The sequence below is a fragment of the Agrobacterium sp. lyk4-40-TYG-31 genome, from assembly GCF_030209855.1.
Taxonomy (GTDB): Bacteria; Pseudomonadota; Alphaproteobacteria; order Rhizobiales; family Rhizobiaceae; genus Agrobacterium; species Agrobacterium vaccinii.
This window is the reverse complement of the sequence record NZ_JARVRE010000010.1, coordinates 1-25,827: the sequence shown is the minus strand read 5'-3', so window position 1 is coordinate 25,827 and position 25,827 is coordinate 1. Positions and strand designations below refer to the sequence as shown.

Genomic DNA, 25,827 nt, shown 5'->3' with positions numbered 1-25,827 from the left:
CAGTGCCAAAGGGGTAAAGAATTGCGCGATCCACGCTACGACATTCTGTTCGAACCGATGAAGATAGGCCCGCACCTCGCCAAGAACAGGTTCTATCAGGTTCCTCATTGCAACGGCGGCGGCTATCGCGATCCTTCGGCTGCGGCTGCCATGCGTGGCATCAAGTCGGAAGGCGGCTGGGGCGTTATCTTCACGGAACAGACGGAGATGCACCACACCTCGGAGATCACGCCCTTCATCGAGCTTCGGCTTTGGGAGGATCAGGATATTCCCGGGCTTCGCCGCATGTCCGATGCCATGAAGGTGCACGGCGCGCTTGCCGGTATCCAGCTCGCCTATTCCGGCATCAACGGTCCGAATTTTTATACCAAGGAAGTGCCGCTCGCGCCGTCCGCCTTGCCCATCCGTACCTTTACCAACGATCCGGTGCAGGCTCGCGCACTCGATAAAACCGACATTACGAACCTGCGCCGCTGGTTCGTCAACGCGGCAAAGCGCTCGCAAATCGCAGGCTTCGACCTGATTTGTCTCTACGGCGCGCACGGGTTCGGTATCTTCCAGCACTTCCTGTCGCGCGCCACGAACCAGCGCACGGACGAATATGGCGGCAGCCTCGAGAACCGCTCGCGTTTTGCGCGCGAGGTCGTGTCCGATATCCGCGATGCCGTCGGCGATATCACGGCGATTACGATGCGCGTCAGCCTTGACGAAACAATCGGTAATCTTGGCTTCTCCAATGCCGAGGTGCGCGAATTTGTGGAAATGAACGCTGACCTGCCGGACCTCTGGGATCTGGCGCAAGGCACGTGGGAAGACTGTTCCGGCCCTTCGCGCTTTAAGGAGGAGGGCGCTCAGGAACTGCTGGTCAAGGGCATCCGCGAACTGTCAACCCGACCGGTTGTCGGCGTTGGCCGCTTCACATCGCCCGATGTGATGGTAAGGATGATCAAGTCCGGCACACTGGATTTCATCGGCTGTGCACGGCCATCGATTGCCGACCCGTTCCTGCCGAAGAAGATCGAGGAAGGCCGGATCGAAGATATCCGTGAATGCATTGGCTGCAACATCTGTGTCACCGGCGACATGACCATGTCGATTTCCCGCTGCACGCAGAACCCGACCTTCATGGAAGAATGGCGCAAAGGCTGGCACCCGGAGCGCATGAACGCGAAGGGCGAAAGCCAGACAGTGTTGGTCGTCGGTGCAGGACCGGCGGGGCTCGAAGCCACGCGGGCGCTATCGCTGCGCGGTTATGACGTGACACTCGCCGAGGCAGGCACGACGCTTGGCGGGCGGGTGTCGCGTGAGCGTTTGCTGCCCGGCCTTTCGGCCTGGGGACGCGTTGTCGATTATCGACAGTACCAGATCAGCCAACGCTCCAACGTCGAAACCTATTTTGATAGCCGTCTTTCCGCCGATGACGTTCTGGCCTTCGGCTTCGAGAATGTCGCGATTGCCACCGGTTCACATTGGCGCAGGGATGGCGTGGCGCGCCAACATGTCGTGCCGATGCCAATCGATCCGGCAATGCCACTCTGGACACCGGACGACATTATGACTGGCAAGCATCCGAAAGACCTGAACGGCAAGACGGTCGTGGTCTATGACGACGACCACTATTATATGGGTGGCGTCATGGCCGAGGTTATGGCGCAGGCTGGCGCCAAGGTTATCCTCGTGACGCCTTCTGCCTATGTCTCCGACTGGACCCGCAACACGCTGGAGCAGGGTGCGATCCATCTTCGCCTGGACGATCTCGGCGTGGATATCCGTCTCAATCGCGGCGTCACCGCCATTCACGCCAGCGAAATCGAGACCAACTGCTCTTACACGGACCGTCGCAGCACGATGATCGGTTGCGACGCTGTCGTTATGGTCGCCTCGCGCACATCAGATGATCAACTCTATCACGACCTTTTGGCACGCCAGGATGACTGGGCAGATGCTGGCGTCAAGAGCGTAAAGATCATCGGCGATGCCGCGGCACCCGCGCCGATTGCCTGGGCGACCTATGCTGGTCACCGTTATGCCCGTGAACTCGACATGCCGGATATCGGCGATGCGCTGCCATTCCGCCGCGAAGTGACCGAGCTTTCCGCTATGTGATGAAAGGCGACGCGCCCCAAGACGAGGCAGCAGCAATTGAATGCCATGAAACGATGATGCTGGCTCAATCGTCACGTATGCCCTTGACCCTGTAGTAGCTACAGGGTCCATTCTCTGCGAATCTGCGGGCGTTCATCGTCCGGTCGAACGAGAGCAATGGAATGACAGGGACAACGATTTCATCGAATGACGCAGCATGGGCGCCGCTGTTCTTCGCCTGGGTGGTGGCACTGGCGGCATCGTTGGGAGCGCTGTTTATCGGGGAAGTCATGGGGCAGACGCCTTGTGTTCTTTGCTGGTACCAACGGGTATTCATGTTTCCGTTGGCATTTGTCCTTGCCGTTGCCGCGTCCCGAACCGACCGAGACATTTGGCGTTACGCCCTGCCTCTGAGCGGGGTTGGTGTGCTCGTCGCCGGATATCATGTGCTCCTGTTTTACGGGTTCGTCACGGAAGCCCTCGTGCCCTGCGACAAGTCGGGACCTTCCTGTTCCGATGCAAAGATGACGATACTCGGCTTCGTTCCCCTTCCTATCCTGTCGCTCTTGGCGTTCGTTGCCATCTCCGTCAATCTTCTCATTGCCCGAAGGATAACCGTCCGATGAATCGACGCTTACTCGTCACTCTCACAGCGCTTGCCGCCGTCGTCGCCTTCGGCGCTGGCGCTTCCTATTACACCATGCAGCAAAAGCAGACGGCAGCCGTGACTACTGCCGTAGACACGACACTGGTGCGTCCGCATTCGCCCGTAATCGGCAAGATCGACGCCAAGGTCACGATCGTCGAGTTCTTTGACCCGTCGTGCGAGGCGTGCCGTGCCTTTTATCCACTCGTCAAGAATGTGCTGGCGACTTATCCTGACGATGTCCGGGTAGTTCTGCGCTACACGCCATTTCATGAAGGATCAGAAGAAGCCGTGCGGATATTGGAGGCTGCCCGCAAACAGGGCAAGTTCGAAGCCGTGTTGACCGCGCTGATGGAAAAGCAGCCGGAATGGGCGATTCATGGACAGCCAGATATGAAACATGCCTGGGTTATCGCTGGAGACGCCGGACTGGAGCTCAAAGATGCGCGTCTCGACAGCATGAAGCCTGAAGTGGATCAGATTCTTAAAATTGATGTGGCCGATGTACAGGCTAACAAGGTCTCGCAGACACCGACCTTTTTCGTAAACGGAAAACCGCTCATGGACTTTAGTGAGAGAGGTTTGATCGATCTCGTTAAGAGCGAGATCGGTCCAGGGAGCTGAAGCCTATCTCGACAAACCCGAGTGCGAACGGTAGGACAGAACAGACACCGTAGTGACTATAGGGTTTGACCATGGAAACGAAAATCTTGACCATTGGCCGTCTCGCAAGCGCGACCGGCACCAACGTGGAAACCATTCGTTTCTATGAAAAGAGTGGTATCCTGCCTTTGCCTTCTCGCACGGAGGGCAACTACCGATCCTACGATCCGGCGCATCTCAACCGTTTGAGTTTCATCCGCCGTGCACGAGACCTTGGATTCTCGCTGGATCAGGTGAAGGCGCTGCTTGCGTTGGCTGACGATCGTTCCCAGTCTTGCGCGGCGGTGGACGACATCGCAAAATTCCACCGCGAAGACGTCGAACGCAAGATCAAGGATCTTCAAGCTATGAAGGCGGAACTCGACCGGATCATCGACACCTGCAAATGCGGCACCGTTGCCGACTGCCGGATCATTGAGACTCTTTCGCCTTGAGATATGACTGAGTGCTAGCAAGTGGCGCGCTATCGCTCGGCGCGCGCATCCCGCTTAGGAACTCCTCGCAGCATCTCCAGTTATTTACCCGGGCAGAAAGAATGTCTCGAAATTGCAGCATTCTTCGGCAAAGCGAGCCACCGTGTTCTTGAAATCCGAACTCCGATCCGCCCTGAACAGCACGGCATAACGGACATGCGGCAGCCGTGTTGTCATGGGGATGCGCTTCAGGCGGCCCTCCCTGATGAGCTGCGCAGTCACCGGCACCGGCAGATAGCTGACGCCAAGACCTGAAACGGTAAAGCCGATCTGCGCAACGAGGCTTTCGCAATTGACTGTCTTTGATGGCGAGACGCCGTGGGTGGACAGCCAGCGACCATAGACCAGACCTGTGCCAGAGCGGTTGCCCTGCACCAGCATGGTGAAACGCGAGAGATCGGCGAGTGACAGTGGCTCGTCGGATTCGTAGAGATCAGGCACTGCCATCCATGCGTTTTCGACGGCCTTGAGCGGCACGGTTATGCAACGTGAATCGTTGAAGACATCCGGTATGATGATGAGGTCGACGGTGTCGTTCATCAGCCTGTCGAACAATGTCGCACTCAGTTCGACGTCCGGTTCGATGCTGACCCTTGGATATTCCGATCTGATCATGCCAACCAGTCGTGGAAGCCATGTCATTGCGGTCAGTTCCGTCACGCCGAGGCGGAAATGGCGGATCAGGACCTGGCTTGAGCTGACGCGCTCGATGAAGTGATCGCGCTCCTCCAACAGGCTTTTTGCATGGATGAGGATTTCCGCGCCTTTTTCCGTCAGGCGTGCGGTCCGTTTCGACCTGTCGAAAAGCTCGACGTTGAAATGCTGCTCGAGCTCCTGCACCCGCTTGGAAACTGCGGATTGCGTCGTGTTCAGTTTCGCAGCTGCTGCGGCGAAACTGCCTAGGTCCGCAATCCAATAGATCGCCTCTAGCTGCTTGAAGGTTATCAATATGCGCGCCCAACATTTGCCCGGAAATTACAGGAACACGATAGCCGAATGATGCCGGAGAGAACAGGTCGCCCGTCTCACGTCGTCATCAATCGAAACGTGATAAAGCCATTGCGGTCAATTCGGCAGGAGGAGTGCCGGTGTTGATGGTCGATGCCAACAGCTCTGCCGAAATGGCGCCCTGGGTCAGCCCGACATGCTGGTGGCCGAAGCTGTAGAACAGACCCTTGTGGCGATGTGCTACGCCGATGGCGGGAAGTGCATCGGGAAATGATGGCCTGACACCCATCCAGCGCGCAGCATCCTTGTTTTGCAATCCGGGAAGATAGGGGCGCGCAAGGGCGTGCAGAATGTCGGAGCGACGGTTGTCCATCGGTGCGTCAGGATTGGCGAATTCGGCTGTGCCTGCCAGCCGCAATCCCTCTTCCATCGGGGTTGCCGCAAAATAATGCTCTGCCATGACGACCGGACGACTGAGCGTGACTAGCGGATGCGGCAGCATCAAGTGATAGCCGCGTTCAGACGCAAGCGGTGCCTTGTAGCCCAACGGCTTCAGCAAGTCCGAAGACCACCAGCCCGCGCAGACCACCAGTTGGCCAGAAGAGAGCGTACCGGTCTGCGTCTTGACCTGCCATCCATCGCTGGTCGGCTCGATATGCTCAACGCGCGCGCGGCGTATATCGCCGCCGTTACGCCGGATCGCATCTGCGAATTTTTGTCCGAGCGCACCGGGATTGAGGCAATGAACATTGTTTGGGTAAAACAATCCCCCGGCTATGTCGGGCGCCACACCCGGCTCAAGTGCGAGGATGTCTTCGCGGCTCAATTCTTCGACCGATATTCCATGGGCACGAAGGGCAGACATCGAGGCGCGTTTTTGTGCCAGCATGTGGGCCGTCCGGCACAGCACGAGACTTCCACGGTCGCTGAAAAGATGTTCGGCCTCTGCGGCTTTCAGCAGGGGCGCATAACTGTTGATGGCGCGGCGATTGAGAGCCGACAAAGCACTGATAATTTCGGCCTGACGGGACGAGCGAGACGACGCCAGCACCTTGAGGCCCCAGCCAATCAGGGTCGGAAGATAGTGCGGCTTGACGACAAGCGGACCCTGTCTATCGAACATCAGGGCGGGCAGTTTCTTCAGCATGTCCGGCGAGGCTGGCGGGAAGATGTTTCCTTCCGCCAGATAGCCTGCATTGCCGTATGACGTGCCGCTGGCGGGTGCATCACGGTCGACAATCGTTACTTGTCGACCGGCCAGTTGCAGCCGCAGCCCCAGGGATAGACCGATGATCCCCGCACCGACGATCAGGATGTTGTCGCCGGTCGATATGTCGCCGTCAGTCATCTGCGGTTCCGTTTCATCAGTGGCGCAGATCGGCAAGGAAGCGTTTGGCGCGCTCATGCTGCGGATTGTTGAAGAACTCGTCCGGGGGAGCGTTTTCGAGAATGACGCCCTTGTCCATGAACCAGACGCGGTCGGCCACCTCGCGTGCAAACCCCATTTCATGGGTCACGCACATCATGGTGATGCCGCTATGGGCCAGACTTTTCATCACACTCAGCACTTCGCCCACCATTTCGGGGTCGAGCGCGCTCGTCGGCTCATCGAACAGCAGGACGGGTGGGTTCATGGCCAGCGCACGGGCAATGGCCACGCGCTGGCTCTGGCCGCCGGACAATTGGCCGGGAAACGCCTGCGCCTTGCCAGCCAGTCCAACCCGTTCCAGCAGGGTTTCTGCGGTGGCAATAGCTTCGTCCTTGCCCATGCCCCGGATTTTGCGCGGAGCAAGGGTGATGTTGTCCATGACATTCATGTGCGGAAACAGATTGAACTGCTGAAACACGAAGCCGATGTTGCTGCGCAGGACGTTGATGTCCTCCTTCGGATCGTTGATATCCTTGCCGCTGACGATGATCTTGCCCTTGGCGATGGTTTCCAGCCGGTTCGTCGTGCGGATCAACGTCGTTTTGCCGGAACCTGAGGGGCCACACACAACGACGACCTGACCTTTGGGGACATGGACGCTGACGTCCGTCAGGCACTGGTAACTGCCGTACCATTTATCGACATGCTCGAAAGTAATCATGGGGAAGGTTCCGTAGCAAGAGTGCCTTTGGTCTGGATCTGATCCGGGCGGCCCAGTCGGCGGCGGGCAATCCGCGCTTCCAACAGGCGTGCCGTCTGGGTCAAGGTGAAGCAGACCACAAAATAGGTGATTGCGAGCAGAGAGAAGACCTCCACCGGCTTGGTCAAAAGCATGCTGTTGACCTGGGCTGCGGCGAAGGTGAACTCGTTGACGCTGATGACGTAACCAAGCGATGTCTCCTTGATCAGCGACACGAACTGACTGAGGAGCGTTGGAAGCGAATTGAACAGCGCCTGCGGCAGGATGATGAACCACATGGTGCGCCAATAGCCGAGGCCGAGAGAGCGGGCTGCCTCCGTCTGGCCTTGCGGCAGGGCCTTGATGCCGGCGCGAATGACTTCGGCGAGATAGGCGCTTTCATAGATGACGAGTGCGCCGATCAGGGTCCAGAAACCCTCAACAGGGCGACCGAGGATGAGGGGCAAGGCGAAGTAAGCCCAGAAGATCACCATCAGGAACGGCGTTCCGCGCACGACATGGACGATTGTGCTGGCGACCAGACGGAAGGGTCGATAGGGGCTTATTCGGCCAAGCGCCAACAGCATGGCACAGGGAAATGCCAGGATAAGACCGATGACGGCAATGATGAGCGTGGCGGCAAGGCCACCGAGCGGTCCGTTTGGATATTGGCCGATAAGGAAAAGCAGCCAGTTGTTCTGTACGATTTCGATCATGGCCGTTACCTCGAAATCAGTGCGGCGCGACGCTCGTAAATCGAGCCCAGTGCCATGATGATGAAGGAAATCACGAGATAAATCGCCGTTGTCACGGCAAAGACCTCAAAGGTGCGGAACGTGTCACTCTCGATCTGCCGGGACTGGTATGTGAGTTCATGGACACCGATCGCCATCGCGATACTCGTGTTCTTGAACAACAGCAGAGACGAATTGAGCAATGGCGGCGCGGCAATGCGGATGGCTTGCGGCACGACGATGTAGCGCATGGTGCGCAGAAAGCCGAAGCCCAGCACGCGCCCGGCTTCATATTGCGTTCGTGGAATGGCTCTGAGGCCACTGCGCAGAGCTTCGGACATATAGGCGGCAAAACAAAATGCCAGCGCCAGCCATGCCAGAATGAATTCGCTGTTGCGCTCGTTGAGCCACATTCTGGCGCTTTCGGGCAGAAGTTCGGGCATCGCGAAATACCAGAACATCACCTGCACCAGCAGCGGAATGTTTTGATGGATTTCCACATAGGCAGAAACGAGCCATTCGGCTGGCTTGAAACCGCTCATGCGGACAACGGCCAGGATGACAGCGATGACGAAGGCCAAAAGCCAGGTTGCGATGGTCAGTTGGACTGTAATGAAAATGCCGCTGAGCAGCCACCGCAGATGCTCACCCGTCAACACACTGCCGAAGTCGAGGGAATATCCCATCCTGTTCGCTCCTTGAAAAACCCTTTCGCCCGTTTGAGAGGGCGAAAGGATCGGATAACCTATGGATCAGGCTTTCAACCCTCGGGATTCAGGACCGGATTGGAAACAGGCTTGTCGAGCGTAAATGTCCGCTCCATCTTGTAGGGTGTTTCCGCGCCAAGCCATTTGTCGAAGATCGACTTGGCCTTGCCGGATGTTTCAAGGCCCTTCAAGCCGGCGTTGACCGCTTCCAGCATGGCGGGTTCGTTCTTGCGCAGACCAATGCCCCAGAACTCGATTGCCACCGGCTGCTTGACGAATTCGTAACCGCTTCCGGCCTGTTGCATGAACTTGATGGATGCCAGTTCTGACAGCACCAGAGCGCTGACCTTGGACTGCTGGAGCGCAAGAAATGCCGATGGCGGATCCTGGAAGGTCAGGATGTTGGCATCGGGATACAGCGTGCGAATGTATTTTTCGGAGCTGGAGCCCTTGGGCGCGCTGATTTTCTTGTCCTTGACGTCATCGAGCTTGGCAAGGCCGCTTGCGGATTTGACGAGAAGCAACTGACGGCTGACGAAGGAGGTCGTGCTATAGTCGATCTGCTTGGCGCGCTCTTCCGAGAAGCCGAGGGCGCCGGAAATGACGTCGACGCGTCCCTGTGTGAGTTCGGGGATGCGGGCTTCGACCGCAAGCGGCTTGATTTCCAGCTTCACGCCCAGTGCATCGGCAATGCCCTGGCAAAGATCGATTTCGTAACCGACGATTTCGCGGGTCTTCGGGTCAGGAAAGCTGAAGGGCTCGAACGTGCCCATCGTGCCGCAGACGAGTTTACCGGCTGCTTTGACGTCAGCAAGCTGGTCGGCTTTTGCCGTTCCCAGAGCCGCGCACAGAGCAAAACCTGCGAATGTGAAAAATTTCAGTGTCTTCATGGTCATTCCCCTTTTTGATTAATGATGACGTACGGTTTGACGCCTCGGATCGATCCGCCTTTGTGTTCAGGCGGCTGGTTTGCCGTAGGCGCCCGTGTAGGTGCCAGCGCGGATGCTGTTCAGAATGTCCTCCTCTTTTTTCTCCTGTGCATGCACGGCTTTGAGAAGTTCGGCGGCAATCGACTGCGGAAACGCAACGATACCATCCTCGTCGCCAACCACGATGTCGCCCGGCTCGATGACGAAACCGCCGATCGATACGCTGACATTGATTTCGCCCGGGCCATTTTTATAAGGGCCACGATGGATCGCCGAACGGGCAAAGCACGGGAATTCGGATTTCGCGATCGCACCGGCATCACGAATGGCGCCGTTGATGACGAAGCCTGCCGCACCGCGTGAGTGGGCAAGCGTCGTCATGATCTCGCCGATCAGGGCGCGGTTCGTTTCACCGTCGCCATCAACCACAATCACATCGCCAGGACGCACGAGATCCAGTGCCTTGTGGATGAACAGATTGTCTCCGGCTGCCACGCGCACCGTAAATGCCGTTCCGGCCATTGCGCCGTTGACCTTGTGAAAGGGCTGCAAGCCGATTGCGCCCGGCAATCGATGGAGATTATCGCTGATGATAGCCGTCGATGATTCGGCGAAAGCGGCCACCAGTGCAGCATCTGCCTGCGGGGCGCCGGGAAGAACTCTGTTACCAGTCATTGGTATATCCTCAAGCGTTAACGGCAGACGCCGACTGTTTTGCAAAGAGTGATTTGCAGGCCGCAACGATAGCGGCACTGCCCGTCTCGACATTCTCAAGCGAGGCTGCAAACGAAAGGCGCAGATAGGGAGAAAGTCCGTAGGCTGCGCCATCCAGTACGGCGACCTTCGCTTTCTCAAGGAAGTAGATGGACACATCGAGATCGGTTTTGATCTGCTTGCCCGCCGGTGTTGTTCGTCCGATCAGATCGGCCACCGATACGTAGAGGTAAAAGGCACCATCCGGGGCTTTGAAGCTCAAACCGGGGGCGTCGCGAAGAATCTCGATCATTCTGTCACGACGGGCTCTGTAAAGCTCGGTCGCCTCGGCCACACAGGCTTGATCGCCGGTGAGCGCCTCGACAGCGGCTGCCTGTCCAAACGAGCTTGGGCATGTGGTGCTCTGGCTCAGCATTTTCACGACGACGTCGATCAGTTCTTTCGGACCAACCGCATACCCCACTCGCCAACCCGTCATCGCATACGCCTTGGACAGGCCGTTGATGATGAGTGCGCGGTCGAAAAGGAAGGGAGCGACCTCGATGAGGCTCGGAGCGCGCGTACCCTTGTAATAGAGATACTCGTAAATCTCATCGGTCATGACCCAGACGTGCGGATGCTGACGCAGAACCTCGCCGAGCTCCTTCAACTCCTGAGCGGAGTAGACGGCGCCGGATGGATTGTTCGGCGTATTGAGAACAAGCCACTTGGTCTTCGGGGTGATGGCTTTGGAGAGTGCGGACGGCGTCAATTTGAAGCCGACATCCTCACCGCACGTCACGATGACCGGGCGTCCGCCATGCAACACAGCAATATCCGGGTAGGACACCCAGTAAGGTGCGGGCACGATGACCTCGTCGCCGTCATTCAGCGTCGCCGCAAAGGCTTCGTAGATGATCTGCTTGGCGCCGCAACCGACAGCAACATTCTCAGGCTTGCACGGCAATTTCTTATCGCGCGAACAGGTCAGTGCAATCGCCGCGCGCAGGGGAGCCGTGCCTGCCGAGGCCGTATAATGGGTATCACCAGCGCGCATCGCAGCGACCGCTGAATCGATGATGTGAGCGGGCGTGGAAATATCCGGCTCGCCAATCGTGAAGTCGATAATTTTATGTCCTGATGCCTGAAGCTCGGACACCATTTTCTTCGCCGCGATGCTGGCGGAAGGCTTGAGCGCTAGAGCGCGGTCGGCGACTTGAAGGGACATTTTCCTCTCCGTTATATGTTGGTGAGGATTGTAGCGACGCTTCATTTCGAAAAAAGCGATAAATATTTATGCAATTTGATCTATAAAAGGAATGATTCGGCGGATGGAACCAGCATTAGAAACTCGCAAGCTATTCGGCAGCCGCCCATTGGGTCACACTGCCTTCTGATCGGAAATCTGATAATGGAATTTTTCGCTTGAGCCTGTAGCTGCTACGGAGTTTAGAAGGTTCGACATCAGAAACGTTTAGATGGCGCGATGTCGATGGAACAGGCTCTCAAGATCAAATACCGCGTCGGTGGAATGGACTGCGGCAGTTGCGTTGCCAAGATCGAAAATGCGGTCAAGCGATTGCCAGGTGTCGAGCAGGTTGGGGTTTCTCTCTCCTCCGGGACGATGACGATTTTGCCGGGGCCAAACCTGACCGCGGGCGTGATCGAGCGGCAGGTCAAGGCTCTCGGTTTTTCTATCGCACTGGCGGAAACGGCGGTTTTCGGTTCGCCTGGCACTTCCAGTGATCCACTTGCCACCAACTCGACGCAACATGTCGATGTGACTGACGGCCCATGGTGGAGAACGCGTAAAGCCATGCTCACGGCAGCGGTGGGTCTTGCCCTTGCTTTGACCTACATCGCCCATCTCGTCTTTCCCGCAGTTCCGCAATGGATTTTCGTACCCGCGCTGATGATCGGCCTCGTTCCCGTCGGTCGCCGTGCTCTCGTTGCCGCAACGACAGGTACGCCGTTCTCGATCGAGATGTTGATGACCATTGCTGCGGTCGGGGCGCTCTTTATCGGCGCCGCAGAGGAGGCGGTTGCCGTCGTCTTCCTGTTTCTCGTTGGAGAACTCCTCGAAGGCGTGGCTGCGGGTCGCGCGCGGGCGAGCATCCGTGGGCTGGCTGACCTCGTCCCGAAGACTGCCCTTGTCGAGACGAATGGCGTGACGGAGGAGGTACCCGCCGACAGGCTCGTGCTCGGGAGCACCATTCTCGTGCGCCCCGGAGACAGGATTGCCGCCGACGGCGAGATCACCGAAGGCAGCTCGGCCATCGATGAGGCTCCGGTTACCGGTGAGAGCGTGCCGAAGCAGAAGGGGGTTGGCGACACCGTCTTTGCAGGAACCATCAACACGGATGCCGTCCTCAGGGTCAAGGTTACGGCCGTTTCCGGCGACAATACGATCTCGCGGGTCATTCGGCTCGTCGAGGAAGCTCAGGACAGCAAAGCCCCGACCCAACGCTTCATCGACAAATTCTCGACCTATTATACACCGGCAGTCCTCGTTGTTGCTGCGCTGGTAGCAGTCATTCCACCTCTGTTCCTTGGCGGCTCGTGGCAGGAGTGGATCTACAAAGGACTGGCCATTCTGCTGATCGGCTGCCCGTGCTCGCTGGTCATCTCGACGCCCGCCGCCATCGCCGCTGGTCTTTCCGCAGGTGCGCGGCGTGGACTGCTGATGAAGGGTGGCACGGTTCTTGAGAACCTGCGCCGGGTCACGCTGGTGGCGCTCGACAAGACGGGAACGCTGACCGAGGGCAAGCCGAAGGTCACCGATATCATCCCGGTCGGGCGGTCGCATGCGCAGATCCTGTCCATGGCGGCGGCGTTGGAAAGTGGTTCAAGTCACCCGCTCGCGATGGCGATTCTGGAGCGCGCCAAGACCGAAAAGGTCCCGGTGCCTCCCGCATTCGCGTCAAAAGCTATCCCCGGCAAGGGTGTGTCGGGCTCCATCGGCGGCGAGCAGGCCATGTTGCTGTCACCGAAGGCGGTTCTGGCCGAAACGCCGATCGAGCAGGCGCTGCTGGATCAGATCGACAGCCTTAACGCCGAGGGCAAGACGGTGTCCATTCTGCTCGCAGGCAATTCCGTTGCGGGCATGATCGCCATCCGCGACGAGCCACGCGACGATGCGAAATCGGGTCTCCAGATGCTGAAGCAGGCGCAGATCGGCGCAGTGATGCTGACGGGAGACAACCAGAGAACGGCAGAGGCAATCGGCGATGATCTCGGGATCGATGTCCGTGCCGGTCTGTTGCCCGAAGACAAGCAGAAGATCGTCCGCGAAAAGCAGAGCCAGGGTTTCGTCGTCGCCAAGGTCGGCGACGGCATCAACGATGCCCCGGCTTTGGCTGCGGCTGATATCGGGATAGCCATGGGTGGCGGCACGGATATCGCATTGGAAACCGCCGATGCCGCGATCCTGCATGGTCGGGTGTCCGACATCGCCAACATGATTGACCTGTCGCACGCGACGATGGGCAATATCTGGCAGAACATCACCGTGGCGCTCAGTCTCAAGGCCGTCTTCCTGATAACGACTGTGATCGGTGTCACGGGCCTGTGGCCAGCCATTCTTGCCGACACGGGAGCCACCGTCCTCGTCACCATGAATGCCATGCGTCTGCTCGCCTGGAAGGGCAAGGTAGCGGAATGAAGGAGAATACAATGCGCAGACTGCTGCTCGGGCTTGTTGCCCTGATGCCGACCATGAGCCTTGCTCACGACTATAAGGTGGGCGACCTCGTGATCAACCATCCGAAAATCGTGGAGACTCCGCCTGGCACCAAGGTCGCCGCCGGATATCTGACCGTCGTCAACAACGGAAGCTCCGACGACCGTCTGGTTGCCATCGAAAGCACCGTCATTCCCAAGATCGAGATGCACACGTCCACCGTCACCGATGGCGTGGCCCGCATGACGGAAATGGACGGTGGAATGGTGCTTCCAGCGGGCAAAAGCGTTGCGCTTGGAGATGCAGGGACCCACGCCATGTTCACCGACCTCACGAAACAGTTGAAGCAGGGCGAGAAGATCGACGCGGTGCTCGTCTTTGAGAAGGCGGGTCGTGTTCCCGTCGTCTTCAATGTCGAGAAGCGATCCGCGCAGAAGGCTGAGACGCATGACCACCCGTAATTCGAAATTCCTGAAGCGCATCCGGTGGATGAGCTGGAGCCTGATTGCCGTTCTCGCCACCACGCTTGCCATTGTCTGGGTTGAGGGGAGGTTTGCGACGGAGGCCGAGGCGAAACCCTACGCGACCCCTTTTCGACTGACGGACCAGAATGGCGCGACCGTCACGGAGCGCGACACGCTGGGCAAGCCATCGGCGTGGTTCTACGGATTTACGCATTGCCCGGATGTCTGCCCGACAGCACTGGCCGAGATGGCGCAAGTGCTCGAGCAACTTGGGCCAGAGGCGGACAAGCTGCGTGTCGTCTTCGTCAGTGTCGATCCGGCCCGTGACACGCCGGCGCTGCTCAAGGATTACGTCGCCTATTTCGATGAGCGCATCGTCGCTCTCACCGGCCCGGATCAGCAGCTCCAGCAGATGACCAAGGCAAGATATATTTATTACAAGAAGGTCGGCGAGGGTGACTCCTACGAGATGGATCACACCGCTGGCGTCCAGCTCGTCCGTGCCGATGGCAGGTTCTTCGGCACTTTGGACAGCCATGAAACGACAGAGGTTCGGATGCAGAAAATCAGGCGTTTGATCGGCGAATAGATCATGATCCAGATAGTAGCCATCGTCTTGATCTGGTCATATGTTCTCGCCTTCCTCTATCTCACGTTCCGCACGGCGCGACGATCCGGTGAGAGCGTCTGGCTGTTTTCGGCGGGGCGGGAGCGTCAGGGAATTCCTGCCGCACTCTTCCGCATCGCCTTTGTCTCTGGCTGTGTCTTGCCGCTGGTATCGATATGGGTCGACTGGGAGTGGGCCGGTGGCTCCATCACGCCGTTGAACCTCGGAACCCCCGCTGCATCGATCGGGATCATGGTGATGATCGTAGGTGGCGCGGGTGCGCTTTATTCTCAGTGGTACATGGGCAATTCCTGGCGGATCGGTGCGGCCGAAGGCAGGTTGGGAAGCATCGTCTCCGAAGGTCCGTTTGCGTATTCCAGAAATCCCGTTTTTGTCGGCCAGATCACACTCTTCGCAGGCCTTGTACTCGCCCACGCGACAGGCTTGCAGCTTGCTATCCTCATCTGCGTCGTTGTGGCCGCATGGATGCAGGTACGCATCGAAGAACGTGTCCTCGACCACGACCTTGGCAAGCCGTATTTCGACTACCGTCAACGGGTCAGAAGATGGCTGTAATCGAGGATCATCTAACACTTTTATGGCGCTGAGAAGCAAAATGTAGGGTTACTGACTAGGTTCTCAGTAACTACGGTCTTGGCGACCGCTTGAGTCTGACGGAACGGCAGGATGCAGAACCGGGCTCGGGCCTGTTGTTCCCAAGGGCTTCGGTCCCACAACCACTCTTTACGAAATGCCCTCAGCTACAAAAATAAGGCCCACATGTCCCGATAAACGGCATGCTCACCATTTCACGCCGTGCCATCCACCAAAATAAACGGCTGCCCGCGCGAACATGTCTCGATGCGCGCATCCACCTTGTAGATTGTCCGCAGCATCTCCGGCGTGATCACATCCGCCGTCTGGCCGCTCACCGCCATGGCACCATCTGCAATGACGATGGTGTGTTCGCAGTAGCGCAGCGCGTGGTTCAGGTCGTGCAGGGCGATCAGGATGATCATGCCTTCGCGGCGGGCAAGGCGGGTGACGAAGTCGAGGACTTCGACCTGACGATGGAGATCCAGCGCCGAGGTCGGTTCGTCCATCAAAAGCACTTCCGGCTTGCGCACCAGCGCCTGCGCCAGCGAGACAAGCTGGCGTTGCCCGCCCGACAACTCGCCGAGACCGCGAAACGCCAAGTCGTGGATGTTGAGGGCTTTCAGAATGGCATCGATCTCGGCCAGCTCATCATCATGCACTTTCCAGCTGCTGCCCTGTTTGGCTGAGAGCAGAATGGATTCGTAGACGGTGAGGACTGCATTCGCACCGGTGTCCTGCGGCATGTAGCAGATGGTGTGCGGACCCTGTTCGGTCTGCGACAGCGTCACCACGCCGGGGCCTTTGATGAGGCCTGCGATGCGCTTGAACAGCGTGGATTTTCCAGCAGCATTGGGGCCGATGACAGCGGTTACGCTGCCCGCTTCCAGCATTTCCATGGTGACTTCGGAAAGAACCGTCGTGCGCCCGTATTTGGCGCCGACATCCTGAAGGGCGAGGGCTACCATGCGCGTCTCCTGTTGGAGAAGATGAGAACGAAGAAGAAGGGCACGCCGACCAGCGCGGTAATGACGCCAATCGGCAGGATCGCGCCGGGGATCAGCATCTTGCTGACGACGGAGGTGACGGAGAGCAGCAACGCGCCGCAGATGACCGAACCTGGCAGGAAGAAGCGCTGGTCCTCACCCACCACCATCCGGGCGATATGCGGGCCGACGAGGCCGACGAAGCCGATGGTTCCGACGAAGGAGACGGGAATGGCGGCGAGAAGGCTGACCGTTAGCATGGTCTGCAAACGCAAGCGGCGGACATTCACGCCCATGCTGGCAGCCTTGTCGTCACCCAGCCGCAACGCGGTCAACGCCCAGGCGTTTTTCATGAATAGCGGCACGGTCAACACCAGAATGGCGCCGGTCACATAGACTTTTGCCCATGTGGCCTTGGTCAGGCTGCCCATAGTCCAGAACACCACGGCGGCCAGCGCCTGTTCCGAAGCCAGATATTCCAGCAGCGAGAGGGCGGCGTTGAAGGTGAAGACGAGCGCGATGCCGAGCAGCACGATGGTTTCGACCGAGACGCCGCGCATGGTGGAGGCAAAGTGAATGAACATGGCCGCCAGCATCGCCATCAGAAAGGCGTTGATGGGGATCATATATTCCACGGCACCGGGAAAAATCGCTACGCCGCCGACGAGCGCCAGAGCCGCGCCGAAACTGGCGGCGGCTGAAATGCCCAGCGTAAACGGGCTGGCCAGCGGGTTGGACAGAATGGTCTGCATCTGCGCACCAGCAACCGAGAGCGAGGCACCGACGGTGACAGCCATCAGCGCAATCGGCATGCGGATGTCCCAGATGACGACCCGCAACTGATTGGCGACGGCGGCAGGATCGAAGATCGCACCGATGACTTCCGACAGCGAATAACGCGCCGGGCCCAGCGCCATATCGGTTGCGACGCTGAGGCACAGCGCCACGACGAGGCCGATCAGGATCAGGATACGGCGACCGGCCAGGGCGCGATATTGATCGCGCCCCGTCGTCTCGACCTGTGTTTCCACGATGGGTGCCATTTAGTTCGAGCCTTTTTCAAGTGAAACGAAATATCCCGGCTTATAGGTCACCGGCAGGAATTTCTGGTGAAACTCTTCGAAATTCTTTTCCGGGTTCAAATCGGCAAAGAGGTCCGGGTGAAACCACTTCGCAAATTGCTGAATGGGGAAGAACTCGTAAGGCGCGCCATAGAACTGGTGCCAGACGGCGTGGACATTGCCCTTCTTCACCGCATCCAGTTCAGGAAACGGCGTGCGCGTCATCAGCTTGGCCAGACGCTCCCGCGACAGGGCCATATCGGCACCACGGCCAACGGGCACGAACTGGTTGATGTCGGATTCGGCTGCCCAATTGGAGCCGGTCACGATGACATGGTCCGGGTTGGACACCAGAAGCTGCTCGGGGTTGAGATCACCGAAGGTGGTCTTGATCACGTCCGCTGCAATGTTGTGCCCACCCGCCTGTTCGACCATGGTGCCGAAATTGACAGGACCGAAGGTGCGGCAGCAGGCGTCTTCGCCAGAGATGCCCGGTGCGCGCTCGATGAAGACGCCCGGGCGCTTCAAATCTTTGACAGAGGCAAGCTTGTCGGTCACCAGCGCGATCTGTGCGCGGCGATAGGCAATGAATTCTTCCGCACGTTGCTCGGCGCCGAAAATTGCGCCGAGAGCGCGGATGGAATTTTCGCTGTTCTTTTCCGGGTCGAGACGGAAGTCGAGATAGACGACCTTGATGCCAGCTGCTGCTGCCTTTTCCTCGAACCCGCTTTCCTTGGCGGTTTTTTCCACCTCTAGATTGAGCGTGATCACGTCTGGCGAAAGCGAGATGGCCTGTTCGAGGCTGAACTCGCCCTGCGGCAAATAGCCGAACAGCGGCAGCTTTGCGATCTGCGGAAAGCGCTCGACATAGGCCGCGTAGCTATCAGGGTCTTTCTTGATGAGATCGTCACGCCAGCCGACGATGGTGTCGAAGGTCTTCTCGCCTTTCAGCGCGGCAATCACATGCACCTGCCGCGCTTCACCCACGATGACGCGTTTCGCGGGGCTGTCGATCTCGCCGGTACGACCGGCAGAATCGATGATTTCGGCTGAAAGTGCTGGCGTTGCGATCAACGCGAGGATGAGGGCGGCGATCCGGTTAAAATTCCTGAACGGCATGGACAATCCTTTCGGTCTTAAATGCATTGTGGCGAAGCCGCGATTGCGGCTCCGCCCTATGTCCGATCAGCGCTCCCCCTGCGCCGTTTCGTCTTACCTGTCGTCCTTGAGCGACACGAAGTAGCCAGGCTTATAGTCGAGCGGCAGGAAGCGGGCGTGCAGTTCCTTGAAGGTCGCTTCCGGGTCCAAGTCCTTGAAGAGGTCAGGGTGCAGCCACTTGGCAATTTCCTGAATGGCCACGAACTGGTACGGATTGTTGTAGAACTGGTGCCAGATGGCGTGCACATTGCCGTCTTCGACAGCCTTGACGCCGGTAAAGGCCGGGCGCTTGGTCAGGTCCTCCAGCTTGCGACGGGCTTCCTTGAGGTTTGCGCCGTAACCAACGCCCACCCACTTGCCGCCGGGAACGTATGCGTCCCACTTGCCACCGGTGATGATGATCTGATCGGGGTTGGAGGCGATGACCTGCTCGGGATTCACCGTGCCGAAGGTGCCGGGAATGATGTCTTTCGCCATGTTGATGCCACCGGCGATCTCGACCATCTTGCCGAAATTCTCGTTGCCGAAGGACATGCAGCAATCATCGGAGTAGCCGCCTGCGCGCTCCATGAAAACGACAGGGCGCTTGGGCTTTTCCTTCGCCAGAACGTCGGTCACGCGCTTGATGCTATCGGAGCGGAACGTGATGAAGTCTTCGGCAATGTCTTCGCGGCCCATCAGCTTGCCCATGACGCGCATGCTCGGCTCGGTGTTTTCCATCGGCTTTTCACGGAAGTCGACGTAGACAAGAGGAATGCCGACCTTGCCGAGTTTCTCGATGTAACCGGCTTCTTCTGTCGCGGTCTTGGCGTCGATGTTCATGATGATGACGTCGGGCTTCAAGGCCACGGCCTGTTCGACATCGAAGGTGCCATCCTTCATGCCGCCGAAGGTCGGCAGCTTGGCGACCTCAGGATACTTCGCCAGATAAGCCTCATAGGTTTCCGGGTCTGCCTTCGCCAGATCGTCGCGCCAGCCAACGACGTGTTCGAACGGGTTATTTTTGTCGAGTGCGGCCAGGAAATAGATTTGGCGGCCTTCGCCCAGAATAACGTGCTTTACGGGAACATTCACCTCGACATCGCGCCCGGTCACATCCTTGATCGTCACTTTGTCGGCAAATGCGGGCAGTACGGTAGAAACGAAAAGACCCATTGCAAGAACGGCGGATTTGCCTCTAATGCGCATCGAAATTGTTCTCCAGTAAAACTGTCCGCGCTTTATGGTTTTATGATTACGTTAGTCAAGTTTTATCTTTTAGACCATTTCGAAACTGGCAGTCGTGAAGGTTGGACGTCATGGATAGTGCAAACAATTACGGGAACAATTTCGGTCTTCGCGATGAGATCAAGGCTTATTGGTCGGCCCGTGCGGCCACCTTCGACCTGTCTCCGGGGCATGAAATCTTCTCGGAAGAAGAGCGTGCAGCCTGGCATCGCCTGGTGGAAAAACACCTCGGGCGCGGTGAGGGCAGAAGCGCCCTCGATCTCGCCTCTGGCACCGGTGTCATATCGCATTTGATGGATGATCTCGGCTTCCGTGTCACCGGGCTGGATTGGGCAGAACCCATGCTGGAGCGCGCCAAGGCAAAGGCCAAAAGCCGCAAACGCACCATCACGTTTCGCATGGGCGACGCCGAAAACACCATGGAGCAGGATGCCGCCCACGACGTCATCATCAACCGCCATCTGGTCTGGACGCTGGTGGACCCCAAGGCTGCTTTTGGTGAGTGGCTGCGTGTCCTAAAGCCCGGCGGCAAGTTGCTGATCGTCGATGGCGATTTCGTCAACGTCGGCCTCACAGAGAAATTGCTGAAGAATCTGGCCAACTGGCTGCAGAAGCGTGGGCTGCTGAAAGCTGACCCGATGCATGCGCCTGCGGACATGATGGGCACACATAACAGCATTCTGTCGCGCGTCTATTTCTCCAATGGTGCGCGGGCCGATGCCGTTGCAGCGCTGTTGCGTGACGCGGGCTTCGAGGATGTCGTGGTCGATACCAATCTGCGTGAAGTTCACAAAACACAGGCCAAGAACTGGAACGTTTTGAAAGCCGCAGCCCGCGGCATTCAGCACCGCTATGCGATCTGCGCTCGCAAGCCGGGGTAAAACGGCAGAAGAATGCTTCGTCGCGCCTGTGAAAAATCAACGCTGTACCCGTCGCGCCCTCTTTAAACCGTCAAAACTGCCCACCATATCAAGCCCATCAGAACGGAAGATCGGCGAAACAACCGATGATCCGTTCAAGGCGAAAACGGCAAATCCAATTCTGGCGTTTTCGCAACGAGGCTTGCCGCTTCAGGGAGCCTCAACCCTAACAATCCGGACTGTGCCGATACGGGCAGGGCGGTAAGAGGAGTTTGATATGAATATCGAGAAATATTCTGAACGCGTTCGTGGTTTTCTTCAGTCGGCGCAAACCTATGCGCTGGGCGAAAACCACCAGCAGTTTTCCGCAGAACACGTCTTGAAGGTTTTGCTGGATGATGACCAGGGCATGGCGGCGGCGCTGATCGAGCGCGCTGGCGGTAGCGCCAAGGAAGCCAAGCTTGCCAACGATGCCGTGCTTGCGAAAATTCCGAAGGTTTCAGGCGGAAACGGTGGCCTGTCGCTGACCGGTCCGCTGGCCAAGGTCTTTTCGACCGCCGAAGATTTGTCCAAGAAGGCTGGTGACAGCTTCGTCACCGTGGAGCGGCTGTTGCAGGCGCTCGCTATTGAGACATCTGCATCCACGTCCTCCACCCTGAAAAAGGCTGGCGTCACGGCGCAGGCGCTCAATCAGGTCATCAACGACATCCGTAAGGGTCGCACCGCAGATAGTGCCAACGCCGAGCAAGGCTTTGACGCGCTGAAGAAATATGCACGCGACCTGACATCGGAGGCCCGCGATGGCAAGCTGGATCCCGTGATCGGTCGTGACGATGAGATTCGTCGCACGATCCAGGTTCTGTCGCGCCGCACCAAGAACAATCCTGTCCTGATCGGTGAACCGGGCGTGGGTAAAACCGCGATTGCCGAAGGTCTGGCGCTACGCATCATCAACGGTGACGTGCCGGAAAGCCTCAAAGACAAGAAGCTGATGGCGCTCGATATGGGTGCTTTGATTGCCGGTGCAAAATATCGTGGTGAATTCGAGGAGCGGCTGAAGGCTGTTCTGAGCGAAGTGCAGGCAGAAGCCGGTGGCATCGTGCTGTTCATCGATGAGATGCACACGCTGGTGGGTGCCGGGAAGGCCGATGGCGCGATGGATGCGTCCAATCTGCTCAAGCCCGCTCTGGCTCGTGGCGAGCTTCACTGCGTCGGTGCAACCACGCTCGATGAATACCGCAAGCATGTCGAAAAGGACCCTGCTCTTGCGCGGCGTTTCCAGCCCGTGCTGGTCAGCGAGCCGACCGTCGAGGATACGATTTCGATCCTGCGCGGGTTGAAGGAAAAATACGAGCAGCATCACAAGGTTCGTATTTCGGATTCGGCTCTGGTTGCGGCTGCCACGCTTTCCAACCGCTACATCACCGACCGCTTCCTGCCTGATAAAGCCATCGACCTGATGGACGAAGCCGCATCGCGCCTTCGTATGCAGGTGGACAGCAAGCCGGAAGAGCTGGACGAACTGGATCGCCGCATCATTCAGCTCAAGATCGAGCGGGAAGCTTTGAAGCAGGAGACCGATGTGTCTTCCGCAGACAGGCTGAAGAAACTCGAGGATGAGCTGGCCGATACGGAAGAAAAGGCAGATGCGCTTACGGCCCGCTGGCAGGCAGAAAAGCAGAAGCTCGGCCATGCCGCTGATCTGAAGAAGCAACTGGATGAAGCCCGCAACGAGCTTGCGACAGCGCAGCGCAATGGTCAGTTTCAACGGGCCGGTGAGCTGACCTATGGCATTATTCCGGGCCTTGAAAAGGAACTGGCCGACGCAGAAGCACGCGATAGCAGCGGCACAGCCTCCATGGTCCAGGAAGTGGTGACGGCTGACAACATCGCCCACGTCGTTTCGCGTTGGACAGGTATTCCCGTCGACAAGATGCTGGAAGGTCAGCGCGAAAAGCTACTGCGCATGGAAGACGATCTCGCCAAGTCCGTCGTCGGGCAGGGCGAGGCAGTTCAGGCCGTGTCGAGGGCGGTTCGCCGTTCACGCGCCGGTTTGCAGGACCCCAATCGCCCGATCGGCTCCTTTATCTTCCTCGGCCCGACCGGCGTCGGCAAGACCGAGTTGACCAAGGCGCTGGCACGCTTCCTCTTTGATGACGAAACCGCGATGGTTCGCCTCGATATGTCGGAATATATGGAGAAGCACTCCGTTGCCCGTCTCATCGGCGCACCTCCCGGCTATGTCGGATATGAGGAAGGCGGCGCTCTGACGGAAGCCATTCGTCGGCGTCCCTATCAGGTGGTGCTGTTCGACGAGATCGAGAAAGCGCACCCGGATGTCTTTAACGTCCTGTTGCAGGTGCTGGACGATGGCCGTCTTACAGACGGGCAGGGCCGCACCGTCGATTTCAAGAACACCATCATCATCATGACGTCGAATCTTGGTTCCGAGTTCCTGACGCAGATGGGCGACAACGACGATGTTGATTCCGTTCGTGATATGGTGATGGAGCGGGTACGCGGCCACTTCCGGCCGGAGTTCCTCAACCGTATCGACGACATCATCCTGTTCCATCGTCTGCATCGCAACGAAATGGGTGCAATCGTCGATATCCAGCTTCAGCGTCTCGTGTCGCTGCTCAGCGATCGCAAGATAGAACTGGATTTGGACGAAGACGCGCGCATCTGGCTGGCCGATAAGGGTTACGATCCGGCCTACGGCGCCCGCCCGTTGAAGCGCATCATCCAGAAATCGGTACAGGATCGCCTTGCCGAAATGATCCTCGGCGGAGAAATCCCCGATGGCGCGCGCGTGAAAGTCACGTCCGGCACAGACCGTCTGCTGTTCAAGGTCAGGCCTCAGCAGTCTGGCATCGAAACAGCCGACGCGGCATGATGAAATGAAAAAGGGCTCCTGCGATGGAGCCCTTTTTGTTTATGGCAGAATTCTATTAACGGCTGGCGACCTGCTCGGTTTTGCCATCAATATTCAGCAACGTGTCGATACGGCGTCTTTCATCTGAAAACCGTGCCAGCGCTTCGCCGGACAGCGACTTTCCGCCCGGCAGGCGGACCTTCATAGCATCTACCTTCGTGCCATTGACGATCAGCTCATAGTGCAGGTGGGCGCCGGTCGAAAGGCCGGTCGAGCCGACATAACCGATCACTTGACCTTGCGTTACACGCGCACCTTCGACCACGCCTTTGGCAAGGGCGTTCTGGTGATTGTAGGAGGACACATACCCGTTCGCATGGCGGATCAGCGTCTGGTTGCCGTAACCAGATGCCCATCCGGCCTTTTCCACGACGCCGTTACCAGTAGCGATGATCGGCGTTCCGCGCGGTGCTGCCCAGTCGGTGCCGGTATGCATGCGGCTGAAGCGCAGTACCGGGTGACGGCGCATACCGAAGCCCGATGTCATGCGGCCGTTGGGCACAGGGTTGCGGATCAGGAACTGCCGGATGCTCTTGCCCTGGCCATCGAAGTAATCGACGCTGCCATCATCCGGGTTCTGGAAACGATAGAAGCGGGTTTCGCTGTCGCCGAACTTGGCATTCACATAGAGAAGTTCGGACTGATCCGTTGCCTTGCCATCCGGCCCCTCGACCGAGAAGAAGGCTTCGAGTGAATCCGTTGGCTTTAGCTGCGCCTGAAAATCGACGCTGCTTGCCAGAAGCTTCACGAGTTGCGCGACCATCGTTTGGTTCATTCCGTAGGTCAGGGCTGCACGGTAAACCCCGTCATAAACACGCGGCAGGTCTCGATTGGCCGTCAAAGGCGCATTGCTGCTGTCAAACGCGGTCGCGACGGCATCCAGATGCGGAGGCTCGCTCGCCTTGACAAAAGTCTTGCTGTCATCGGTCGCGACCGTCACGATATGGCGGGCCTTGCGGTAAAGGCTGGCGCGCACCACCTCGCTCCTCTCATCGCTTTGTAGAATGCCGATCCGAAGCACGTCTCCGGCCTGCACATCGGCTGAACCGTTTTCCGTGCTGAGTGCAAGCGCCGTCTGCTTGGCCTGCTCCTTGGAGTAACCCGCACCGAACAGCGCTTCCTCCATCGTTTCGGCCTGTCGCACAGGAATAACGTCGTCGGCATATTCCTGAACCTTGACGGTGGAGGCCTGCGGCGTCGACACCGACATGTTCTGCTCGACCACGCGCGCCGCGAGTCCAGCGGTCATATCTACATCTTCGGTGGCTTCGAAACGACGCGGATCGATGTAGTAAAGCGCGGCCAGTTGTTCATTGCCATCGGTCAGCATCGAGCCGTTCGAGCGCACCGCCTCTTCGACCTCATCGAAGCTCATCGAGCCTGCATAGGCAAAAGGGCTGTTCTTTGTAGGAAAGGCGATGGTCTTCAGGCTGACTTCGGATTCGACCTCCGAACCATAGATGGTGCCAGTCTTGCTGGCCGCGGGCGATGCGTCATCATTCGTCGCGAAAATGTTGAGCGGATCGAATGGCGGATAGTCATCCTGATTACTATAATTGGCCGCCAACGCGATCTTGACGTGGGAGAAGGGGACTTTCCGCACCACTTCCTTGTCGCCGTCGTGAATGACGGTCGATACTTCCATAAGAGAACGGTCTGACGGTCTTGCGGCGATATTGGGTGCCAGAAGGCGCGTGCCACGCCGCACGGTCTCGGATGCGTCGTGATCCATATCGGCACGCGCGAAAGCTTCCGCCGGAATTGCCAGCTGCTGGCGTCCATCCAGCGCTGCAAACAGGGCGACGCCCATAAGGATGGAAGAAGTGATGCCTGTGAGGAACGTGCCGCTGAGCCAACGCAAGGAAATCTCGCGACGATCAGGTGCACGCCGCCCTTCCGCCAATATAGGCGGTTCGGTACCAAGCGAGCGGATCATGTCTCGATCCGTCATCATGCCTGTCGCGACCAGTCGTTCATTTGATCTCCAGAAACCCTGAGCCGAAGATGTGCAACTTTCAGAGTCGGGAGTCAAACAGGTGCGTTGTACGCATGTGATTGGTCCCCGGCTTTATATGCATAAGGCTCGTGCGATCATCAGATAGGCACCGCTCTTGTCGAAAACGTGGCGTGACCATTGGTATCGGTTCAAGCCGCATAAAATCGTGTGCGTAAAAGGGTCTGTTGCTCGGGTCTTTTAGGCGGAAAACACCCATTTTTCAAAATTACTATTGAATTACAATATCTTATAATTTTCTTTTTGAATTTGAAAA

At 58.1% G+C, this 25,827-nt stretch carries 23 protein-coding genes; 10 read left to right on the top strand and 13 right to left on the bottom strand.

Annotated elements, in window-relative coordinates:
* Nucleotides 1-21 precede the first annotated feature (21 nt).
* From QRN55_RS18900 to QRN55_RS18885, 4 genes are all read left to right on the top strand, one after another.
* A complete protein-coding gene (locus QRN55_RS18900) occupies nt 22-2,106 on the top strand; it encodes an oxidoreductase (RefSeq protein WP_284777880.1) in 2,085 nt (694 codons plus the stop codon).
* A gap of 161 nt (nt 2,107-2,267) precedes the next feature.
* Nucleotides 2,268-2,711 (top strand): disulfide bond formation protein B, encoded by a 444-nt coding sequence (locus QRN55_RS18895; RefSeq protein WP_284777879.1) that lies wholly within the window; start codon nt 2,268-2,270, stop codon nt 2,709-2,711.
* Nucleotides 2,708-3,355 (top strand): DsbA family protein, encoded by a 648-nt coding sequence (locus tag QRN55_RS18890; protein ID WP_284777878.1) that lies wholly within the window; start codon nt 2,708-2,710, stop codon nt 3,353-3,355. Before QRN55_RS18895 ends, QRN55_RS18890 begins: the two co-directional genes overlap by 4 nt.
* A gap of 71 nt (nt 3,356-3,426) precedes the next feature.
* Nucleotides 3,427-3,828: a MerR family transcriptional regulator gene (locus QRN55_RS18885; protein ID WP_112500666.1), complete on the top strand. Its 402-nt coding sequence runs from the start codon at nt 3,427-3,429 to the stop codon at nt 3,826-3,828.
* 84 nt (nt 3,829-3,912) lie between these two features.
* Here the strand turns inward: QRN55_RS18885 and QRN55_RS18880 are convergent, their stop codons facing one another.
* The 8 genes from QRN55_RS18880 to QRN55_RS18845 all read right to left on the bottom strand — a co-directional run bounded on the left by QRN55_RS18880 (nt 3,913) and on the right by QRN55_RS18845 (nt 11,214).
* Complete coding sequence (locus QRN55_RS18880) at nt 3,913-4,815, bottom strand: LysR family transcriptional regulator (RefSeq protein ID WP_112500613.1); 903 nt, start codon at nt 4,813-4,815, stop codon at nt 3,913-3,915.
* Between the two features lie 88 nt (nt 4,816-4,903).
* Nucleotides 4,904-6,163, bottom strand: a complete 1,260-nt coding sequence (locus QRN55_RS18875; RefSeq protein ID WP_284777877.1) for an NAD(P)/FAD-dependent oxidoreductase — start codon at nt 6,161-6,163, stop codon at nt 4,904-4,906.
* A 16-nt stretch (nt 6,164-6,179) separates the two neighbouring features.
* A complete protein-coding gene (locus QRN55_RS18870; protein WP_284777876.1) occupies nt 6,180-6,905 on the bottom strand; it encodes an amino acid ABC transporter ATP-binding protein in 726 nt (241 codons plus the stop codon).
* Nucleotides 6,902-7,639, bottom strand: a complete 738-nt coding sequence (locus tag QRN55_RS18865; protein ID WP_284777875.1) for an amino acid ABC transporter permease — start codon at nt 7,637-7,639, stop codon at nt 6,902-6,904. Before QRN55_RS18865 ends, QRN55_RS18870 begins: the two co-directional genes overlap by 4 nt.
* A gap of 5 nt (nt 7,640-7,644) precedes the next feature.
* Nucleotides 7,645-8,343, bottom strand: a complete 699-nt coding sequence (locus QRN55_RS18860) for an amino acid ABC transporter permease (protein ID WP_284777874.1) — start codon at nt 8,341-8,343, stop codon at nt 7,645-7,647.
* A gap of 74 nt (nt 8,344-8,417) precedes the next feature.
* Nucleotides 8,418-9,254: an ABC transporter substrate-binding protein gene (locus tag QRN55_RS18855; RefSeq protein ID WP_112500667.1), complete on the bottom strand. Its 837-nt coding sequence runs from the start codon at nt 9,252-9,254 to the stop codon at nt 8,418-8,420.
* 66 nt (nt 9,255-9,320) lie between these two features.
* Nucleotides 9,321-9,968, bottom strand: a complete 648-nt coding sequence (locus QRN55_RS18850; protein ID WP_284777873.1) for an RraA family protein — start codon at nt 9,966-9,968, stop codon at nt 9,321-9,323.
* 10 nt (nt 9,969-9,978) lie between these two features.
* The gene (locus QRN55_RS18845; RefSeq protein ID WP_284777872.1) at nt 9,979-11,214 is read right to left on the bottom strand and encodes a pyridoxal phosphate-dependent aminotransferase; all 1,236 of its coding nucleotides are present in this window, start codon (nt 11,212-11,214) and stop codon (nt 9,979-9,981) included.
* A 264-nt stretch (nt 11,215-11,478) separates the two neighbouring features.
* Between QRN55_RS18845 and QRN55_RS18840 the strand changes: the two genes are divergently transcribed.
* From QRN55_RS18840 to QRN55_RS18825, 4 genes are read left to right on the top strand one after another with little or no spacing between them, the layout of a single operon-like run.
* On the top strand, nt 11,479-13,647 hold the full coding sequence (locus QRN55_RS18840; RefSeq protein WP_284777871.1) for a heavy metal translocating P-type ATPase: 2,169 nt from the start codon (nt 11,479-11,481) through the stop codon (nt 13,645-13,647).
* A gap of 11 nt (nt 13,648-13,658) precedes the next feature.
* The gene (locus tag QRN55_RS18835; RefSeq protein WP_284777869.1) at nt 13,659-14,126 is read left to right on the top strand and encodes a copper chaperone PCu(A)C; all 468 of its coding nucleotides are present in this window, start codon (nt 13,659-13,661) and stop codon (nt 14,124-14,126) included.
* The gene (locus QRN55_RS18830) at nt 14,113-14,718 is read left to right on the top strand and encodes an SCO family protein (protein ID WP_284777868.1); all 606 of its coding nucleotides are present in this window, start codon (nt 14,113-14,115) and stop codon (nt 14,716-14,718) included. Before QRN55_RS18835 ends, QRN55_RS18830 begins: the two co-directional genes overlap by 14 nt.
* A gap of 3 nt (nt 14,719-14,721) precedes the next feature.
* Nucleotides 14,722-15,312: a methyltransferase family protein gene (locus QRN55_RS18825; protein WP_284777867.1), complete on the top strand. Its 591-nt coding sequence runs from the start codon at nt 14,722-14,724 to the stop codon at nt 15,310-15,312.
* A gap of 233 nt (nt 15,313-15,545) precedes the next feature.
* On the opposite strand, the gene QRN55_RS18820 is transcribed toward QRN55_RS18825, so the two are convergent.
* The 4 genes from QRN55_RS18820 to QRN55_RS18805 form a co-directional block, all read right to left on the bottom strand.
* Nucleotides 15,546-16,298, bottom strand: a complete 753-nt coding sequence (locus QRN55_RS18820) for an ABC transporter ATP-binding protein (RefSeq protein WP_284777866.1) — start codon at nt 16,296-16,298, stop codon at nt 15,546-15,548.
* Nucleotides 16,292-17,359, bottom strand: a complete 1,068-nt coding sequence (locus QRN55_RS18815; RefSeq protein ID WP_045229511.1) for a FecCD family ABC transporter permease — start codon at nt 17,357-17,359, stop codon at nt 16,292-16,294. The genes QRN55_RS18820 and QRN55_RS18815 overlap by 7 nt, the downstream gene beginning before the upstream one ends.
* Nucleotides 17,360-18,496 carry an ABC transporter substrate-binding protein gene (locus QRN55_RS18810; RefSeq protein ID WP_284777865.1) on the bottom strand — a complete coding sequence of 379 codons (1,137 nt, stop codon included), beginning with the start codon at nt 18,494-18,496 and terminating at the stop codon, nt 17,360-17,362.
* 93 nt (nt 18,497-18,589) lie between these two features.
* Nucleotides 18,590-19,723, bottom strand: coding sequence for an ABC transporter substrate-binding protein (locus QRN55_RS18805; RefSeq protein WP_284777864.1), 1,134 nt, complete (start codon nt 19,721-19,723; stop codon nt 18,590-18,592).
* 110 nt (nt 19,724-19,833) lie between these two features.
* Here QRN55_RS18805 and QRN55_RS18800 point away from each other — a divergent pair, with 110 nt between their 5' ends.
* Together QRN55_RS18800 and clpB are read left to right on the top strand one after the other, a co-directional pair.
* Entirely contained in the window at nt 19,834-20,643 is an 810-nt protein-coding gene (locus QRN55_RS18800; protein ID WP_284777863.1) for a class I SAM-dependent methyltransferase, read from the top strand.
* 256 nt (nt 20,644-20,899) lie between these two features.
* Nucleotides 20,900-23,518, top strand: a complete 2,619-nt coding sequence (gene clpB / locus QRN55_RS18795; RefSeq protein WP_284777862.1) for an ATP-dependent chaperone ClpB — start codon at nt 20,900-20,902, stop codon at nt 23,516-23,518.
* A 55-nt stretch (nt 23,519-23,573) separates the two neighbouring features.
* Here clpB and QRN55_RS18790 read toward each other — a convergent pair whose 3' ends face one another.
* Nucleotides 23,574-25,511, bottom strand: coding sequence for a M23 family metallopeptidase (locus QRN55_RS18790; RefSeq protein WP_111838500.1), 1,938 nt, complete (start codon nt 25,509-25,511; stop codon nt 23,574-23,576).
* Nucleotides 25,512-25,827: the final 316 nt, after the last annotated feature.